Source organism: Kitasatospora sp. NPDC051702 (assembly GCF_040681575.1).
Lineage (GTDB): Bacteria > Actinomycetota > Actinomycetes > Streptomycetales > Streptomycetaceae > Kitasatospora.
On sequence record NZ_JBFAZB010000048.1, the window covers coordinates 41,742 to 60,573 of the forward strand.

Here is an 18,832-nt window from a genome sequence, read left to right on the forward strand (position 1 = left end):
TCACTCCGCCGCGGGCGCCGACTGGCGCGCGGCCTCTCGCTCGAGTTCCTCCAGCAGCGCGTCCTCGACCAGCCGGGCGACCGCGGCCACGGTGGGGTTCTCGAGGAGGCTGCGGAACGCGATCCGGACACCGAAGGTCTGCTTGATCCTGGTGATCGCCTGGACACTGGTCAGGGACTGCCCGCCGAGGGCGAAGAAGCTGTCGTGCGCGCCGACCCGCTCGACGTGCAGGGTCTCGGCCCAGATCCCGGCGATCAGCCGTTCCGTCCCGTCGCGCGGCTCCACCCACTCCTCGGCGGCCTCGACGGCCGTCTCCTCCGGGTCGGGCAGCGCGGCCCGGTCGATCTTGCCGTGCCGGGTGAGCGGGAACTCCGCCACCTCGGTGTAGGCGGCCGGCACCAGGTGGGCGGGGAGCCGCTCCGCGAGGTAGCCGGCCAGTTCGGCGCCGCCGGGCAGGCCGCCCGCGGCGGGGCGCAGGTAGGCGACCAGGCGGGCGTGCTCGGCCTCGCCGCGGACCAGGACCACCGACTCGGCGACGCCCGGGTGCTCGTCCAGGGCCGCGGTGATCTCGCCCGGCTCGATCCGGTAGCCGCGCAGCTTGACCTGGTCATCGAGCCGGCCGAGGAACTCCAGCCGGCCGTCGGAGAGCCGGCGGACCCGGTCCCCGGTGCGGTACAGGCGCTCCTTCGGGTCGAACGGGGCGGCCAGGAAGGCCCGTTCGGTCAGGTCGGGCCGGCCCAGGTAGCCGCGGGCCAGGCCGTCGCCGGCCAGGTACAGCTCGCCGGGCGCGCCGACCGGGGCGAGGTTGCGCTCGGGGTCGAGGACGTAGGCCCGGACGTTCTGGACCGGCAGGCCGAGGACCGGTCGGGGGCTGTCGGTGATCCGGCAGACCAGCGCGTCCACAGTGGCCTCGGTGGGCCCGTAGAAGTTGTAGGCGAGCAGGCCGGTGCGGGCCCGCAGCCGGTCCCACTGGGCCTGGCCGATCGCCTCGCCGCCGAGCGCGGCGCCGCGCAGCGGGTGGGCGCCGTCGTCGAGCAGTCCGGCGTCGTCCAGCTGGCGGAACCAGGACGGGGTGGTCTGCAGGAAGTCGATCCGCTGCTCGGCGCGGTACGCGACCAGGGCGTGCGCGTCGCGCCGGACCTCGTCGTCGACCAGGTGCAGCTCGTGCCCGGCGACCATCCACAGGACCGGGTTCCACGAGGCGTCGAAGGAGGCGGGCGCCAGGTGGGCGACCCGGACCTGCCGGCCGCCGCAGGCCTCGCGCAGCGGCTCGAAGACCGTCCGCAGGTGGCTGTCGAACAGGTTCGCCAGGCTGCCGTGCTCGATCAGCACGCCCTTGGGCCGGCCGGTGGAGCCGGAGGTGTGGATGACGTAGGCGGCGTGCTCGGGGGCGAGCGCCACCTCGGGCGCGGTGGCCGGCCGGGCGGCGATCGCGTCCCGCTCCCGGTCCGGGGCGAGCAGGTCGACGTCCGCGGGCAGCGTCAGCAGGGCGCCGGTCGCCTCGTCGGCGATCACCACCCGGGGGCGGACGTCCTCGACCAGCAGCCGCAGCCGCTCGGCCGGGGCGGCCGGGTCCAGCGGGGTGTACACGCCGCCCGCCTTGAGCACCGCGAGCAGCGCGGTGATCAGGCCGGTCCCGCGCCGCAGGCAGACCGCGACCGGCACCTCGGGGCCGACGCCCCGGTCGGCGAGGTGGTGGGCGAGCCGGTTGGCCCGCTCGTCCAGCTCGGCGAAGGTGAGCCGCTCGCCGTCGTGGACCAGCGCGACGGCCTGCGGGGTCTGCGCGGCCCGGCGGGCGAACCGCCCGGGCACCAGGGCGTCGTCGGTCAGCGCGGTCTCGGTGGCGTTGTACCCGGTGACCAGCAGCTCCCGGTGGGCGGGGGCGAGCGCGGGCAGCTCGGCCAGGGTGCGCCCGGGCTCGGCCGCGAGGTCCTCCAGCAGGGCCCGCAGGTCTCCGGTGACCCGGTCGGCGGTGTCCGCGTCGAAGAGCCCCGGGTCGTAGGCGAGCCGGAAGGAGAGCCGCTCGCCCGCGAAGACCGCCAGCACCATCGCGTAGCTGGTGGGCTCCTGCGAGCGCACGTCACGGATGCCGATGCCCTGGTCGGAGCCCATCTCGCCGTCGAAGGGGTAGTTCTCGACGACCACGTAGCTGTCGAACAGGTCGACGCCGGCGGGCAGTCCGGTCCAGCCGCGGATCTGCGCCAGCGACACGTACTCGTGGCTGCGGGCCTGGACCTGACCGCGCTGGAGGTCGCCCAGCCAGTCGAGGACGGGCTGCTCGGGCCTGACCTCCACCCGCACCGGCAGGTTGTTGATGAACAGGCCGATCATCGACTCGACGTCGGGCAGGTCCGCGGGGCGGCCGGAGACGGCCGAGCCGAAGCAGACCTCCCGTTCGCCCGAGTAGCGCGAGAGCAGCAGGGCCCAGGCGCCCTGGGCGAGCGTGTTGGTGGTGAGGCGGTGGCGCCGGGCGACCTCGGCGAGGCGCTCGGTGGTGGCCCGGTCCAGCTGGAAGACGCTGGTCGCCTCGCTGCCCTGGCGGGCCGCCTCCTCGCCGGTGCGGTCGGCGGGCAGCGCGGTCGGGGCGGTGAAGCCGTCCAGCAGCCCGCGCCAGTAGCGTTCGGCGTCGCCGAGGTCCTGCTCGCCGAGCCAGGCGACGTAGTCGCGGAACGGGCGGCGGGCGGCCGGGGCGGGCCGGTCGTGGCCGGTCAGCCGCAGGTAGTCGTCGACCACCTCGGAGACCAGCTCGGCGCTGCTCCAGCCGTCCAGCAGCAGGTGGTGCGAGGTCCAGACGACCCGCAGGGCGCCGTCCGGCTCGTCGATCAGGGCCAGCCGCATCAGCGGCGCGGCGGCCAGGTCGATGCCGCGGGTGCGGTCCTCGGCGAGGTGGCGGGCGAGCCGCTCCTCGCGCTCGGCGGCGGGCAGGTCCCGCCAGTCCAGCCGCTCGACGGGCACGGTGACCTTCTCCCGGACGACCTGCAGCGGCTGGTCGGTGTCCACCCGGGCGAAGGCGGTGCGCAGCATCGGGGTGCGGTCGGCGAGGCGCTGCCAGGCCTCGGCGAAGGCGTCCGGGTCCACGCCGCCCTCCAGCAGGAAGGACAGCTGGCCGAGGTAGACGCCCTCGCCCTCCTCGGTGAGGCTGTGGAACAGCAGGCCGTGCTGCATCGGCGTGGCCGGGTAGAGGTCGGCGATCCGGCCGGCGCGGCCGAGCTCGTCCAGCAGCGGCTGGTCGACCCGGGCGAGCGGGAAGTCCGAGGGGGTCGCGCCGGAGGCGGTGGCACCGGCCTCCCGGCAGTGCGCGACGATCCCGCGCAGGGCCGCCACCAGCTGGTCGGCGACCCGCTGGACGGTCTCCGTGGTGTGGGTGGCGGTGGAGTGGAACAGCTCGAAGCCCAGCTCGCCGTCGCGCACGTACGCGACGATGTCGAGCGGGTACTCCAGCAGCTCCGCGGGCGACTGCTCGGCGCCGTAGCCGAGCCGCACGTCCCGCAGCAGGGCGCCGTCGTGGCCGTCGACGACCCGGCCGAGGTAGTTGAAGCCGACCTGGGCGCGGGCCCCCTCGGCGAGCAGCTCCCCGGGCGCGCCGGCGGGGCTGAGGTGGCGCAGCGCGCCGTAGCCGATGCCGCGCTGCGGGAGGCTGCGCAGCTGCTCCTTGACGGACCGCAGGCGGGCGCCCCAGTCGGCGCCGGCGTCGGTGTCCAGGGCGACCGGGAAGGAGCTGGTGAACCAGCCGGTGGTGCGGCTCAGGTCGACGTCGTCGAAGATCTCCTCGCGGCCGTGGCCCTCCAGGTCGACCAGGACGGCGGAGCCGCCGGTCCAGTCGGCGAGGACCCGGGCGAGCGCGGTCAGCAGCACGTCGTTGACCTGGGTGCGGTAGACGGCCGGGACCTCGCGCAGCAGCGCGTCTGTGGTCCCGGCGTCGAGGGCGGCCCGGACGGCGGCCGCGGTGGCCACGGTCGGGGTGCCGTCGGCGTCGGCGGGCAGCGGCGCGGCGGCCGCGCGGCCGGCCGCGAACCAGTGGTCGAGCTCCTCGTCGAAGCCGCCGACCGCGGTGTGCTCGGACAGCCGCCGGGACCAGTCCGGGAAGGAGGTGCCGCGCGGGCCGAGGTCGACCGGGCGCCCCGCGGCGGCCTGCCGGTAGGCGGTCTCCAGGTCGCCCAGCAGGATCTGCCAGGAGACCGCGTCGACGACCAGGTGGTGGGCGGTCAGGAAGAGCCGGGCGCCGGCGGTGCCGCCGAGGTCGGCGAGCACGGCCTTCACCAGCGGGCCCTCGGCCAGGTCGAAGCCGGCCTGGGCGGCGGTGGCGGCGGCCAGCAGCGCGCCCTCCGGGTCGGCCTCCAGGGCGAGGTCCAGCCGCTCCAGCGGCCAGGCGTCGCCGGGGGCGGCGATCTCCTGCTGCCAGCGGCCGTAGACGGTGCGGAACCGGGTGCGCAGCGCGTCGTGGTGGGTGAGCAGCGCGTCCAGCGCGGTGCGCAGGTGCGCCTCGTCGGGGAGCTCCCGCAGCTCGGCCAGCACGGACATGGTGCTGTGCTGCGGGGCCTCGGTGTGGTGCTGGAAGAAGGCCCGCTGGATCGGGGTCAGCGGCGCCCTTCCGGTGACGGGTTCGGTGTTCACGCCGGCCGGCTCCTCGGGTTCGTGGGTGGTGATCGCCGCGGCGATCCCGGCGATGGTCTGGTGGCTGAAGATGTCCTGCGAGCTGAGGCGCAGGCCCAGCTGGCGTGCCCGGGAGACGACCTGGATGCTCAGGATCGAGTCGCCGCCGAGGTCGAAGAAGTTGTCGTCGACGCCGACCTCGGGCACCCGGAAGACCTCGGCCCAGAGCCCGGCGAGCGCCTGCTCGGCGGGGGTGCGGGGGGCGGTCCTGGTGGTGGCGGGGCGGTCGTCGGCGGCGGCCGCGGGCAGCGCCCGGCGGTCGACCTTGCCGTTGGCGTTCAGCGGCAGCCGGTCGAGCCGGACGAAGGCCTGCGGCACCATGTGCCGGGGCAGCGAGCCCTCCAGGTACCGGCGCAGGTCGGCGCTCTGCGGGTCGGTGCCGGGCACGGCCACCACGTAGCCGGTGAGCACGGCGCCGGGTTCGGTGCGCAGCGCCGCGACGGCGTCCAGGACGTCGGGGTGGCGGCGCAGCACGGCCTCGATCTCGGCCAGTTCCACCCGGAAGCCGCGGATCTTGACCTGGTCGTCGCCGCGGCCGAGGAACTCGACGTCCCCGGTGGGCAGGAAGCGCGCCTGGTCGCCGGTGCGGTAGAGCCGGCCGTCGGGGTGCGGGGTGAACGGGTCGGCGCTGAAGCGCTCCTCGGTGAGGTCGGGGCGGTTGAGGTAGCCGCGGGTGACGCCGAAGCCGCCGAGGTAGAGCTCGCCGACGACGCCGACCGGCAGCGGTTCGAGGTCCGCGTCCAGGACGTACATCCGGGTGCCCGGGACGGGCCGGCCGATCGGCACGCTCGCCACGTCCGGCAGCGACTGCGGGGTGACGGTGAAGTACGAGGACTCGACGGTGGCCTCGGTGACGCCGTAGGAGTTGAGCACCACGGTGCCGGGGGCGACGGCGGCCAGCAGCCGGCGGCAGTCGTCGGTGCGCCAGTTGTCCGAGCCGACGGCCAGGTAGCGCAGCGGCGGGAAGGGCCGGCCGGTGCGGGCGGCCTCGTCGGCCAGCGCGTTGGCCAGCGACGGGACGGTCTCGACGTGGGTGACGCGGTGGCGCTCGATCAGGTCGAACAGGCGGGCCGGGTCGGTGGTGGCCTCCTTCGGGCAGAGCACCAGGGCGCCGCCGGTGGTCAGCGCGTGGGTGAGGTCGGAGACGAAGACGTCGAAGGCCATGCTGGCGAGGTTGAGCTGGCGGGCCGGCGCCTGGTCGAGCCGGTACGCCTCGCGCCAGGCCGCGGCGGCCCGGGCGACGCTGCGGTGCTCGACCGTGACGCCCTTGGGCCGGCCGGTGGAGCCGGAGGTGTAGATGACGTAGGCCAGGTTGTCCGGGGTGACCTCGGTGCTGGGCGCCTCGGCGGGCCAGCTGTCGATCTCGGCGCGGTCGGCGTCCAGGCAGAGCACCGTCGCGTCGCAGAGCGGGAGCCGCTCGGCGAGGTCCTGCTGGGTGACGAGCATGGCGGCGGCGCTGTCGTCCAGCACCAGGCGCAGCCGCTCGGCCGGGTGGGAGGGGTCCAGCGGCAGGTAGGCGGCGCCCGCCTTGAGCACGCCGAGGGCGGCGACGACGGTGTCCGGGCCGCGGTCCAGGCAGATCGCGACCACGGTCTCCGGGCCGATGCCCTGGCCGACGAGGTGCTGGGCCAGCCGGTTGGCGCGGGCGTCGAGCTGGGCGTAGGTCAGCGAGGTGTCCTCGAAGACCACCGCCTCGGCGTCCGGGGTCAGCCGGACCTGCTCGGCGAACAGCTCGTGCAGGCAGGCGTCGCTGCCCGGGGTGCCGGTGTCGTTCCACTCGTACAGCACCCGGTCGCGGGCGCGCAGCGACAGCATCGGGACGTCGCCGACCCGCTGCTCGGGGGCGCTCGGCATGCTGCCGAGCAGGACGGCCAGCTGGTCGGCCAGCGCCTCGGCCCGGGCCCGGTCGTAGAGCGCCGGGTCGTAGGAGAGCAGCAGGGTCAGCGAGCCGTCGTCGTCGTAGGCGGTGAGGTCCAGCGTGAAGCTGGTGGTGTCGACGGCGCGGACGTCGCTGAGCCGCAGTCCGTGGCGCTCGGCGGCGGCGCCGTTGCCCGGGTAGTTCTCGAACACCACCAGGGTCTGGAAGAGCGCACTGCCGCGCGGGACGCCGCTGCTGCGCTGGATCTCGGCGATCGAGGAGTACTCGAAGCGGCGGGACTCCGCCTGGTCGGCCTGCAGCGCCGCGAGCCACTCCACCAGCGGCGCGTCCGGGTCGACGGCGGTGCGCAGCGGCAGGGTGTTCAGCAGGTTGCCGACCATGGTGTCGGCGCCGGGCAGGTCGGTCGGGCGGCCGGCCACGGTGGTGCCGAAGCAGACGTCGCGCTGCCCCGAGTGGCGGGCCAGCAGGATCGCCCAGGCGCCCTGGACGGCGGTGTTGAGGGTGAGCCGGTGGCGCCGGACCATCGCGACCAGCGCGTCCGTCTCGGCGCCCGACAGGCCGACCCGGACCTGACCGGCGGACTGCGACTCGTGGCCCTGCGGCACCGTGCGGCCGAACGGCAGCGGGGTCGGCGCGTCCAGGTCGCCCAGCAGGGCGCTCCAGTGCGCGGCGGCCGCGTCCTTGTCCTGCCGGGCCAGCCAGGCGACGTAGTCGCGGAAGGGCCGGCGCTCGGGCAGCGCCGGGGCCGCGCCCCGGCCGTCGGTGAGCGCCCGGTAGGCGGCGAAGAGGTCGGCGAACAGGTGCGAGGTGCTCCAGCCGTCCAGCACGGCGTGGTGGAAGGTCCACACGACGCGCACCGTCCGCTCGTCCTCGCGGGCCAGCGCCAGGCGCATCAGCGGCGCCCGGGACAGCTCGATCCCGGTGGCGCGCTCCTCGTCGATCAGGGCCCTGACCCGGCGCTCCAGCTCGGCGGCGGGCAGGCCGGTCCAGTCGAGGCGGCGGACCGTCAGTTCGGCGGTGCGCTCGACCACCTGGACGGGCTCGGGGACGCCGTCCCAGACCAGCCGGGTGCGCAGCGCGGGCGTGCGGTCGACGACGTGCTGCCAGGCGGCGGCCAGCGCGTCGACGTCGCGCACGCCCTCCAGCCGGAAGGCGACGTGGTCGGAGTAGGCGCCGACGCCGTCCTGGTTGAGGGTGTGGAAGAGCATGCCGCTCTGCATCGGGGTGAGCGGGTGGACGTCCTCGACCGAGGAGCCGGCCGGCACCAGCCGGTCGACGGTGGCCTGGTCGAGGCTGAGCAGCGGGAAGTCGCCGGGCGTGGCGCCGCCCGCGCCGGGGGTGAGGCAGTGTTCGACGAGTTCGGCCAGGGCCGCCGCGAAGTCGTCGGCGAAGCGCTGGACGGTGGCCCGGTCGTGGCGCTGCGGGGCGTAGTGGACGTCGAAGGTCAGCACGCCGTTGCGGACCTCGCCGACGACGTCCAGCAGGTGCGGCCGTTCCTCGTCCGGGTGGTGGTCGCGGCCGTAGTCCGGCTCGACGGCGCGGAACAGCTCGCTGCCGGCCGCCGCGTCGCTCCACTGGCCGAGGTAGTTGAAGCTCACCTGCGGCTGCGGCGCCGCGGCCAGCGCGCGGGCCCGCGGCTCGTCGCCGCGCAGGTGGCGCAGCGGGCCGTAGCCGGCGCCGCGGGCGGGCACGGCGCGCAGCAGCTCCTTGGTGTCGCGGATCAGCCGGCCGAGCGGGCGGTCGGCCGGGGACTCCAGCAGCACCGGGAAGATCGAGGTGAACCAGCCGACCGTGCGGGAGACGTCGACGCCGTCGAGGATCTCCTCGCGGCCGTGGCCCTCCAGGGTGATCAGGGTGCGGGACCGGCCGGTGAAACGGGCCAGCGCGCGGCCGAGCGCGGTCAGCAGGACGTCGTTGACCTGGGTGCGGTAGACGGCCGGCACGTCCTGGAGCAGCTGCCGGGTGCGCTCGGCGTCCAGGCCGGCGGAGACGGCACGGGTCTCGCCGACGGTGTTGCGGCCCTCCCGGTCGGTGGGCAGCTCGGCGGAGCCGGCCGGCACCGGGCGGGCCCAGTGGTCCAGCTCGGCGTCCAGGCCGCCGTCCCGGGTGAGGGCGGCGAGCCGGCGGGCCCAGCCGCGGTAGGAGGTGCCGGCCGGGCCGAGGTCGACGGCCCCGCCCCGGACGGCCTGGCGGTAGGCGCCCTCCAGGTCGTCCAGCAGGATGCGCCAGGAGACGCCGTCCACCGCGAGGTGGTGCACGGTGATCAGCAGGCGGGGCGGCCGGCCGGCGCCGTGGTCGAAGAGCAGGGTGCGCAGCAGCGGGCCCTCGACCGGGTCCAGCGAGGCCTGGGCGGCCTCGGCGAGGGCGCGCATGGCGGCGTCCCGCTCCTCGGGGGCGGCCTGGTCGAGGGTGATCCGCTCGATCCGGGCCTCGGAGGGCGTGCTGCCGGGTTCGAGCGCGGGGACGAACTGCACGCGCCGGCCGTCGGGGCCGGTGGCGAAGCGGGTGCGCAGGGCGTCGTGCCGGCCGACCAGGCCGGCCACCGCGCGGGCCAGCGCCGCCTCGTCGACCGCGCCGTCCAGGGTGATCAGCACGGACTGGTTGAAGTGGTGCGCGCCCCGGGTGTGGTGTTCGAAGAACCACTCCTGGACGGGGCCGAGCGGGGCCGGCTCGTGGTCCTCGGCCTCGGGCCCGGCCGCCGGGGCCTGCTCGACGGGCCGGGCGGCGCGGGCCAGGTCGGCGAGCGACTGCCGGGAGAAGATGTCCTTCGAGGTGATGACGAGGCCGGCCCGGCGGGCCCTGGCGACCACCTGGATGCTGAGGATGGAGTCGCCGCCGAGTTCGAAGAAGTTGTCGTCGGCGCCGACCCGGTCGATGCCGAGGACCTCCGACCAGACCTCGGCGAGCGCCTGCTCGGCCGGGTCCTCGGGGGCCCGGTAGTCCTCCCGTTCCAGGGTGGTCTCCGGCGCGGGCAGGGCCCGGACGTCGACCTTGCCGTTGGCGGTGAGCGGGAAGGCGTCCAGGGTGACGAAGGCCGTCGGCACGCTGTAGGACGGCAGCCGCTCCTCGGCGAAGGCGCGCAGGTCGAGCGGTGCCGGCGCGGCGCCGGGCTCCGCCCGCAGGTAGCCGACCAGCCGCTTGTGGTCGCCGTCGGCGAGGGCGACGACCAGGGCCGCGGCCACCCCCGGGTGCTGCTCCAGCACGGCCTCGACCTCGCCGGGCTCGATCCGGTAGCCGCGCACCTTGACCTGCGTGTCGGCGCGGCCGAGGTACTCGACCAGGCCGTCGGCCCAGCGCACCACGTCCCCGGTGCGGTACATCCGCTCGCCGGGCCCGGTGGCGAACGGCGACGGGAGGAAGCGCTCCTCCGTCAGCTCGGGGCGGCCCAGGTAGCCGCGGGCCACGCCCGGGCCGGCGATCCAGAGCTCGCCGGGGGTGCCCGGCGGGACGGGCCGGCGGCGCTCGTCGAGGACGTAGACCGCGGTGTTGGAGATCGGGCGCCCGATCGGGATGGCCCGCACGCCGTCGGTCTCGCGGATCAGGTGGGTGACGGCGAAGGTGGTGGTCTCGGTCGGCCCGTAGGCGTTGACCAGCCGCTGCGGCGGGCGGCCGCCCGCCAGCAGCTCGGCGATCCGGCGCGGGTTGAGCGCCTCGCCGCCGACCAGCAGGTGGCGCATGCCGCCGAAGGCGGTCGGCTCCAGGCTGACGACCTGGTTGAAGACGCCGGCGGTGAGGAACATCGCGGTGGTGCCGGTGGAGGCCAGCGCGGCGGCGAAGGCCGGCGGGTCGAGCAGGACGTCCTTGGTGATGACGGCGATCCGCGCGCCGACCACGAGCGGCGCCCAGAACTCGAAGGTGGCGGCGTCGAAGGTGGCGTCGGCGACCTGGGCGACCACGTCGTCGGCCCGCAGCGGGGCGTAGTCGGCGCCGTGGACCAGCCGGACGACGGCGCGGTGCTCGACCACGACGCCCTTGGGCCGGCCGGTGGAGCCGGAGGTGTAGATGACGTAGGCGGCGGTCTCCGGGCCGGCCTCGGTCCGCGGCGGGCCGGCCGGCAGCGCGGCCAGTTCGGCGGCGTGCTCGGCGGGGAGCAGGGCGGGCACGGCCAGGTCGGGCAGTCGGGCGAGCAGCTCGCGGTCGGTGACGCAGAGCGCGGCCGCGGTGTCCGCCAGCATGAACTCCAGCCGGTCGGCCGGGTAGTCCGGGTCCAGCGGCACGTAGGTGCAGCCGGCCTTGAGCACCGCCAGCAGGGCGACGACCAGCCCCGTCCCGCGGGGCAGGCAGACCGCGACGTGCTGCCCGGCGCCGGCGCCCCGCTCGACCAGCAGCCGGGCCAGCCGGTCCGACCGGTCGTCGAGTTGACGGTACGTCAGTTCGCCGTCCGGGTCGGAGGCGGCGATCGCGTCGGGGGTGGCCGCGGCCTGCTCGGCGACCAGGGAGTGGACCGTCCGGTCGGCCGGGTAGGGCACCCGGTTCTCGGCCCACTCGCCGGTGACGAGGGCGAGTTCGGCGGCGGTGAGCAGCGGCAGGTCGCCGACCGGCCGGTCGGCGTCGGCGGCCACGCCGGCCAGCAGGAGCAGCAGACGGGTGCAGAGCGCGTCGACGGTGGCGGCGTCGAACAGGTCGGTGTTGTACTCCACCGTCCCGCCCAGCCCGCCGTCGGCGTCCGGGGTGAACTCCAGCGTCAGGTCGAAGATGGAGGAGACCGAGGGCGCGCGGAACTCGGAGACCTCCGGGCCGCCGAAGTCGGGCAGCCCGCCGGGCGCGTTCTGCAGCACCAGGGCGGCCTGCACCAGCGGGGTGCGGCTCGGGTCGCGCTCGGGCTGGATCTCGTCCACCAGGCGGTGGAAGGGCACGTCCTGGTTGCTCAGGGCGTCCCACAGCTGGTCGGTGGTGCGCTCCAGCAGCTCGCCGAAGGGCTCGTCCAGGTCGATCCGGCCCTGCAGGACCAGGGTGTTCACGAAGAAGCCGACCAGTGGCTCCAGTTCGGAGCGGTCGCGGCCGACCGAGACGGTGCCGAGGCCCACCGTGCGCTGCCCGGTGTGCCGGGCCAGCAGGACCTGGGTGGCCGCGGCGAGCACGGCGAACAGGGTGGTGCCGCGTTCGGCGCCGAGCTCCTCCAGGCCGCGGGCCACCGCCGCGTCCACCCGGAAGGCGTGCAGGGCGCCGACGGTGGTGCGCACCGCGGGCCGGGGCCGGTCGGTGGGCAGCTCCAGCGGCTGGAGGTCGGCCAGTTCCTCGCGCCAGTGGTCCAGCTGGCCGGCGAGGAGCTCCTCGGTGCAGCGTTCGCGCTGCCAGCGGGAGTAGTCGCGGTAGCTGACCGGCAGCGGGGCGAGGGTGTGCGGGCGGCCCTCGACGGCGGCCCGGTAGAGCTCGCCCAGCTCGGTGGTCAGCAGGCCCTTGGACCAGCCGTCGGCGGCGATGTGGTGCAGGTTGAGGAAGAGCGCGTGGTCGTCCGGGGCGTGCCGCACCACGGTGGAGCGCAGCAGCGGGCCGCGGGACAGGTCGAAGGGCGTGGCGAGTTCGCGTTGCAGCAGCGCGGCGAACTCGGCCTCGCGCTCCTCGGCGCCGAGCCCGGCGAGGTCCACCGGCTCGGTGTCCGGGGTGTAGGCGGGGCGCACCTCCTGGCGGGCGACGCCGTCCTCGGTGGTGAAGACGGTGCGCAGCGGCTCGTGCCGCTCGACCAGGGCGGTCAGGGCGGTGCGCAGCGCGCCCAGGTCCAGGCCGCCGCGCAGCCGCAGGCCGAAGGAGGTGGTGTACTCCACCGCGTCGGTCTCGAACTCCTGCAGGAACCAGAGCCGTTCCTGGCCGAAGGAGAGCGGGGCCGGCCCGTCCCCGCCGGGGCGGACGGCGTCCCGGTCGCCGCCGGCCGCGGTGGCCAGCCGGCGGCGCAGGATCTCGTCGGCGTCCGGCTCGGCGGCCGTGGTGTCGTCGCCGTGTCGCTGGTCTGTCATCGCTTGCTCCCCCGCGCGACGCCGCGCTTCGTGGTCCGGTCCGCCGGTGTCCGGCGCACGTCTTCGAGTACTTGCTTGCGGACGCGGTCCGCCAGGGCGGCCACGGTGCGGGCGGCGAACACGTGCCGCGCCGAGACGCCGACGCCGAACACCTCGCGGATCCGGGCGGTCACCTGCAGGGTGAGCACGGAGTTGGCGCCGTGGTCGAAGATGTCGTCCTCGGCTCCCACCGCGGCCACGCCCAGGACGTCGGCCCAGATCCCGGCCAGGGCCGCCTCGGTCTCGTCCCGCGGGGCGGTCGGCTCGCCGGCCGGGCGGCGTTCCTGCGGCTCCGGCAGGGCCCGGCGGTCGATCTTCCCGCTGGTGGTCATCGGGAACGCGTCCAGCACCACGACCACCGGCGGCACCATGTAGCCGGGCAGCCGCTCGGCGAGCCGGGCCCTGATCCGCTCCGGGTCGGCGGTGCCGCCCGCGGGCACCACGTAGCCGGTCAGTGCGGTCTGCCCGGACGGCCCGGTGCGGGCGACGACGGCGGTCTGCTCGACGCTCTCGTCGTCGAGCAGCGCGGTCTCGATCTCGCCGAGCTCGATCCGGTAGCCGCGCACCTTGACCTGGTTGTCGATCCGGCCGAGGAACTCCAGGGTGCCGTCGGGCAGCCAGCGGACGAGGTCGCCGGTGCGGTAGAGCCGGGCGCCGGGCCCGGCGCCGAGGTGGTCCGGGACGAACCGTTCCTCGGTCAGCTCGGGGCGGCCCAGGTAGCCGCGGGCCACCCCGGCACCGCCGACGTACAGCTCGCCGGGGACGCCGACCGGCACCGGCGCGCGGCGCTCGTCGAGCACGTAGCCGGTGGTGTTGGCGATCGGCCGGCCGATCGAGGGCAGCCGCCCGGCCGGGGCGTCCTCCTCGCACTCCAGGACGGTGCCGGTGGTCAGCACCGTGGTCTCGGTCGGGCCGTAGAGGTTGGCCAGCGAGAACGCGGTGCCGCGCGGCAGCCGCCGGCGCACCACGTCGGCGCCGGTGATGACGTGCCGCACCCGGCCCCGGTACAGCGCGGGCTGGTCCAGCAGGGCCTCCAGCCGCGGCGCCGGGACGAGGATCAGGGTGATGCCCTGGTCGACGATCCAGTCCGCCGTCAGGTGCGGGTCCTCCAGCACCCGGTCGGGCAGGTAGCGGATCTCGACGCCGCAGGCGAGCGCGCCCCACTGCTCCAGGACGGTGGGGTCGAAGCCGGGCGGCACCATCTGGGTGGCCCGGTCGCCCGGCCGGGCGTCGAAGAACTCCCGGTACCAGTCGCAGAGGTTGACCACGCCGCGGTGCTCGATCAGCACGCCCTTGGCCTGGCCGGTGGAGCCCGAGGTGTAGATCACGTAGGCGAGGTCGGACGGGCCGACGGCCACCTCGGGCGGCCCGTCGGGGCCACCGGCCGGGGTGCCCGCCGCGGTGTCCTCGACGTAGAGCGTCTCGACTCCCTCCGGCGCCCCGGGCCCGGCCAGGCCGCGCTGGGTGAGCAGCACCGGCACACCGGCGTCGCCGAGCACGAAGAGCGTGCGGTCGTCGGGGAGTTCCGGGTCGAGCGGCAGGTAGGCTCCGCCGGCCTTGAGCACCGCGAGCTGGGCGATCGTCATCTCGGCGCCGCGCAGCGTCCGGACGCCGACCACGGTGCCGGGTGCGACGCCGCGATCGACCAGCCGGTGCGCCAGCGCGTCGGTGAGCGCGTCGAGTTCGGCGAAGGTCAGGCTGCGGTCCTCGGTGGTGACGGCGGGGGCGTCCGGGGTGCGCCGGGCCTGCTCGGCCACCAGCCGGTGGACGGTGGCGGTGCGGAAGCGGGCGTCGGTGGCGGTGGCGTTCCAGCCGGTGGTGACGAGCCGGCGCTCCTCCTCCCCCATGATCGGCACGTCGTCGACGAGCCGGTCCGGGTCGGCCGCCATGCCCGCGAGCAGGGCGGTGAGGTGGCCGGCGATCCGCTCGACGGTCTCCGGGTCGAACAGCGCCGTGCTGTACTCGACCAGGCCGCCGATCCGGCCGTCGCGCTCCTCGAACTCGAAGCCGATGTCGAACAGCGCGTGCATCCGCGGCAGCGCCGCCTCCTCGACCCGCAGGCCGTCGGGGCCGGGCAGGGCGTCCTGGGCGCGCTTGAGCATCAGCGCCGCCTGGATCAGCGGGGTGCGGCTCGGGTCGCGGTCGGGCTTGAGCTCGTCGATCAGCCGGTCGTACGGCAGGTGCTGGTGGGTGAAGGCGTCCAGGACGGTCTGCCGTACCTCGGCCAGGAAGGCGCCGACGGTCGTCTCCGGCGTGGTGCGGGCGCGCAGCACCAGGGTGTTGACGAAGAAGCCGAGCACGTCCTCGAGTTCGCTGTGCTCGCGGCCGGAGACGATGGTGCCGACCGCGACGTCGCGCTGGCGGGCGTAGCGGGACAGCAGCAGCTGGACGCCGGCGGTCAGCACGGTGAACAGGGTGCTGCCCTCGCGGCGGCAGAGCCGGGTGAGGTCGGCGACCAGGGCGGCGGGGAGCTCGAAGGCGTGGACGGCGCCGACGGTGCTGCGGGTGGCCGGCCGGGGGCGGTCGGTGGGCAGCTCCAGCGGCACCACGCCGTCCAGTCGGCCCTTCCAGTAGGCCAGGTCGGCGGCCTCCCGCTCGCCGTGCTCGGCGTGCTGGTGCGCGGCGTAGTCGGCGTACTGCAGCGGCAGCGGGGCGAGCCCGGCGGGCCGGCCGGTGGTCTCCCGGTCGAGCAGCGCGACGAGTTCGCGGGCCATCACCTCCTTGGACCAGCCGTCGGTGACGACGTGGTGCATGTCGAGGACCAGCAGGTGCTCCTCGTCGCCCAGCCGGATCAGCCAGGGGCGCAGCAGCGGGCCGCCGCGCAGGTCGAAGCTGCGGCTCAGCCCGGTGCGCAGCAGCGCGTCCAGGCCCTCGGCGCCGCCCTCCTGCCCGAGGTCGGTGCGGCGCAGCGGCCGCGGTGCGGGGTCGTGGACGACCTGGACGCCCCGGCCGTCCTCGGTGGCGAAGGTGGTGCGCAGGATCTCGTGCCGCTCGACCAGGGCGTCGACGGCGCGGCCGAGGGCGGCGACGTCGAGCGGCCCGGTGAGCCGCAGGCCCAGCGGCGAGTTGTACTCGGTGCCCTGGGACTCGTAGTCGTACAGGAACCAGAGCCGCTGCTGCCCGTAGGACAGCGGCAGCGGCCGCTCGCGCCCGACCGGGACGAGCCCGGCCCGGCGGGCCGGCACGCCGCCCAGCCGGCCGGCCAGCCCGGCGACGGTGGGCGACTCGAACAGGGTGCGGATCGGCACCTCGACGTCCAGCACCGAGCGGATCCGGCCGATCAGCCGGGTGGCGAGCAGGGAGTGCCCGCCGAGGTCGAAGAAGCTGTCGTCGACGCCGACGGAGCCGACCCCGAGCACCTCGCTGAAGAGGTCGCACAGCTGCTCCTCCCGGGCGCTGCGCGGCCCGTGCCCGGCGCCGGCCGCGGCGGTGCCCGGGTCCGGGAGGGCGGACCGGTCGGTCTTGCCGTTGGGGGTCAGCGGGATGCCGGCGATCGGCACGACCACGGCCGGGACCATGTAGCCGGGCAGGGTCGCGGCGGCGTGCGCGCGCAGCTCGGCCGGGTCGGCCCCGGCGGGGCCGGCCGGCACCACGTAGGAGACCAGCCGGGTGTCGGCGGTGCCGTAGTCGCGGGCCACCGTGACGGCCCGGGCCACCGCGGGGTGCCGTTCCAGGACGGCGTCGATCTCGCCGGGCTCGATCCGGAAGCCGCGCACCTTCAGCTGGAAGTCGGCGCGGCCGACGTACTCGAGGTTGCCGTCGGCGGCCCAGCGGACGATGTCGCCGGTGCGGTACATCCGTTCGCCGTCGGCGCCGTACGGGTCGGGCAGGAAGCGGTCCCGGGTGAGGTCCTCGCGGTGCAGGTAGCCGGTGCCCACGCCGTCGCCGGCGATGTACAGCTCGCCCGCGACGCCGACGGGCACCAGGCGCAGCCCCTCGTCCAGGACGCGCACCCGGGTGTTGCCGATCGGGCGCCCGATGGTCGGCGCGCCGGGGCGGTCGTCGAGGCGGGCGGCGGTGGACCAGATGGTGGTCTCGGTGGGCCCGTACAGGTTGGTGACCTCGCGGCCGGTGCGGCGCATCCGCTCGGCGAGGGCGGCCGGCAGGGCCTCCCCGCCGACGAGCATCCGCAGGCCCGTCAGCGCCTGCGGCACCTCGTCGCAGAGCGCCTGCCAGAGGCTGGGGGTGGCCTGCAGGACGGTGGTGCCGGTGCGGGTGACCAGGGCGCCCAGCGCGGCCGGGTCGGTGACGGTCGCGCGGTCGGCGAGGACGACGGTGGCGCCGCCGACCAGCGGCAGGTAGATCTCCAGGGCCGCGATGTCGAAGGCGATGGTGGTGACGGAGGTCCAGACGTCCTCGGCGGCCAGCGGGAAGAGGTCGGCCATCGAGACCAGGAAGTTGGTGAGCGCGCGGCGGCTGATGACCACGCCCTTGGGGCGGCCGGTGGATCCGGAGGTGTAGATGACGTACGCCGGGTCGGCCGCGGTGGCGGCGGGGCCCGGTGCCGGGGCGGGCCCGGCGGCGAGCCGGGCGCGCACCTGCGCGTCGTCCAGCAGCACCGGGTGCGCGGCGGTGGCGGGCAGCCGGGCGGCCGTCGCGGTGTCGGTGACCAGGGCGGAGGGCCCGGCGTGGTCGAGGATGTAGCCGATCCGGTCGGCCGGGTAGTCCGGGTCGAGCGGCACGTAGGCGGCGCCGGTGCGGGCGACGGCGAGCAGGGCGACGACGAGGTCGGCGCAGCGCGGCAGGGCGAGGGCGACCAGCCGGCCCGGGGCGGCGCCGTGGCGGCGCAGCTCGCCGGCCAACCGCTCGGCGCGGTCGTCGAGTTCGGCGTAGCTGAGCACGGTGCTGCCGGCGATCAGGGCGGTCCGGTCGGGCTGGGCGGCGGCCCGGGCCCGGAACAGCGCGGAGACGTCGGCGTCGGGCACCGGCCGCGCGGTGGCGTTCCACTCGTGCAGCAGGGCCTGCCGCTCGGCCGGGTCCAGCAGGTCGTGGTCGGCCGGGTCCCGGTCCGGCTGCGCGGCGACGGCGGCCAGCAGGCGGACCAGCGCGTCGGTGAGCCGCCGGGCGGTGGCCGGGTCGAACAGCTCGGTGCTGAAGGTGACGTGCAGCCGCAGCCCCCCGCCGTCCGGCGCGGTGCGGAAGGCCAGCCGCAGGTCGAACGGGGAGTGCCGGCGGGGCAGTCGCTCGACGCGGGCGTCGAGCGGGCCGAACGGCAGGCGGGCGGGCAGGTCCTCGGTGAGGTCGAGGGCCACCTGGGCCAGTGGGTGGCGGTTGAGCGCCCGCTCCGGGCGCAGCGCGCCGACCACGGTCTCGAAGGGGACGCCGCCGTTGCGGCGGGCGGTGTCGGCGGCGGCCGCGCAGGCGCGGACCAGCTCGCGGAAGCCGGCGCCGGGCCGGGCGGCCGCGCGCAGCACCACCGGGTTGGCCAACGGGCCGACCGTTCCGGCGCGTTCGGCGTCGTCCCGGCCGGGCAGGCTGCCGACCAGGGGGACGTCCGGGCCGGCGCCGAAGCGGCCGAGCAGGACGGTCACGGCGGCGTGCAGCACGGCCTCGACACCGGCGCCGGCGTCGGCGGCCAGGCCGGTGAGGGCGGCGGTCAGCGGGGCGTCCAGCGCGGTGCGGTACTCGTCGGCGGCGTAGCGGGTGACGGCCGGGCGCGGCCGGTCGACGGGCAGCTCCAGCTGCGACGGGGCGCCGTCCAGCACGGCGCGCCAGTGGGCGAGTTCGGCGGCGGCCTGGTCGGTGGGCCGGTCGGGGGCGCCGTAGCGGGCGCGGTCGGCGGCGGCCACCGCGGCGTACTGGGGTGCGGGGGCCGCGTCCTGGTCGGCGGTGTACGCGCGGGCCAGGTCGTCGAGGATCAGGCCGAGCGAGCGCTCGTCGGCGGCGATCTCGTGCACGGTCAGCAGCAGCACGTGGTCCTGCGGGCCGGCGGCCAGCAGCCGGGCCCGCAGCGGGGCCTCCCGGGTGAGGTCCAGGCCTTCCGCGGCGGCCCGGGCCAGCGCCTCGTCCACCCGGTCGGGGTCGACGGGTTCGGCGCGCAGCCCGGCGAACGGCGCGCCGTCGGGGGCCGCACCGGGGCGGCAGCGGCCCTCCTCCTCGCGGTGCACGGTGCCCAGCAGCGGGTGCCGGCGCACCAGGGCGTCCAGCGCGGCGCGCAGGCGGTCCGGGAGCAGCGCGCCGGTCAGGCGCAGCGCCACCGCGTGGGTGTGGCCGGCGGCGCCCTCCTGGAAGCGGTTCAGGAACCACAGGCGCTGCTGCGCCGGCGACAGGGCACTGTCGTTGGTGATCGTCACGTTCGCTCTCCAGC

General features: G+C 76.1%; 2 protein-coding genes. Both read right to left on the reverse strand.

The window, feature by feature from the left end; all coding sequences use genetic code 11:
• Positions 1-12,486, reverse strand: a complete 12,486-nt coding sequence (locus AB0N04_RS31040; RefSeq protein ID WP_360214074.1) for an amino acid adenylation domain-containing protein — start codon at positions 12,484-12,486, stop codon at positions 1-3.
• On the reverse strand, positions 12,483-18,818 hold the full coding sequence (locus AB0N04_RS31045; RefSeq protein ID WP_360214072.1) for an amino acid adenylation domain-containing protein: 6,336 nt from the start codon (positions 18,816-18,818) through the stop codon (positions 12,483-12,485). Before AB0N04_RS31045 ends, AB0N04_RS31040 begins: the two co-directional genes overlap by 4 nt.
• Positions 18,819-18,832 lie beyond the last annotated feature (14 nt).

What these genes read in the sequence shown, in the direction of transcription:
- AB0N04_RS31040 (WP_360214074.1), bottom strand. Translation starts at nt 12,486, where the DNA reads ATGACAGACCAGCGACACGGCGACGACACCACGGCCGCCGAGCCGGAC.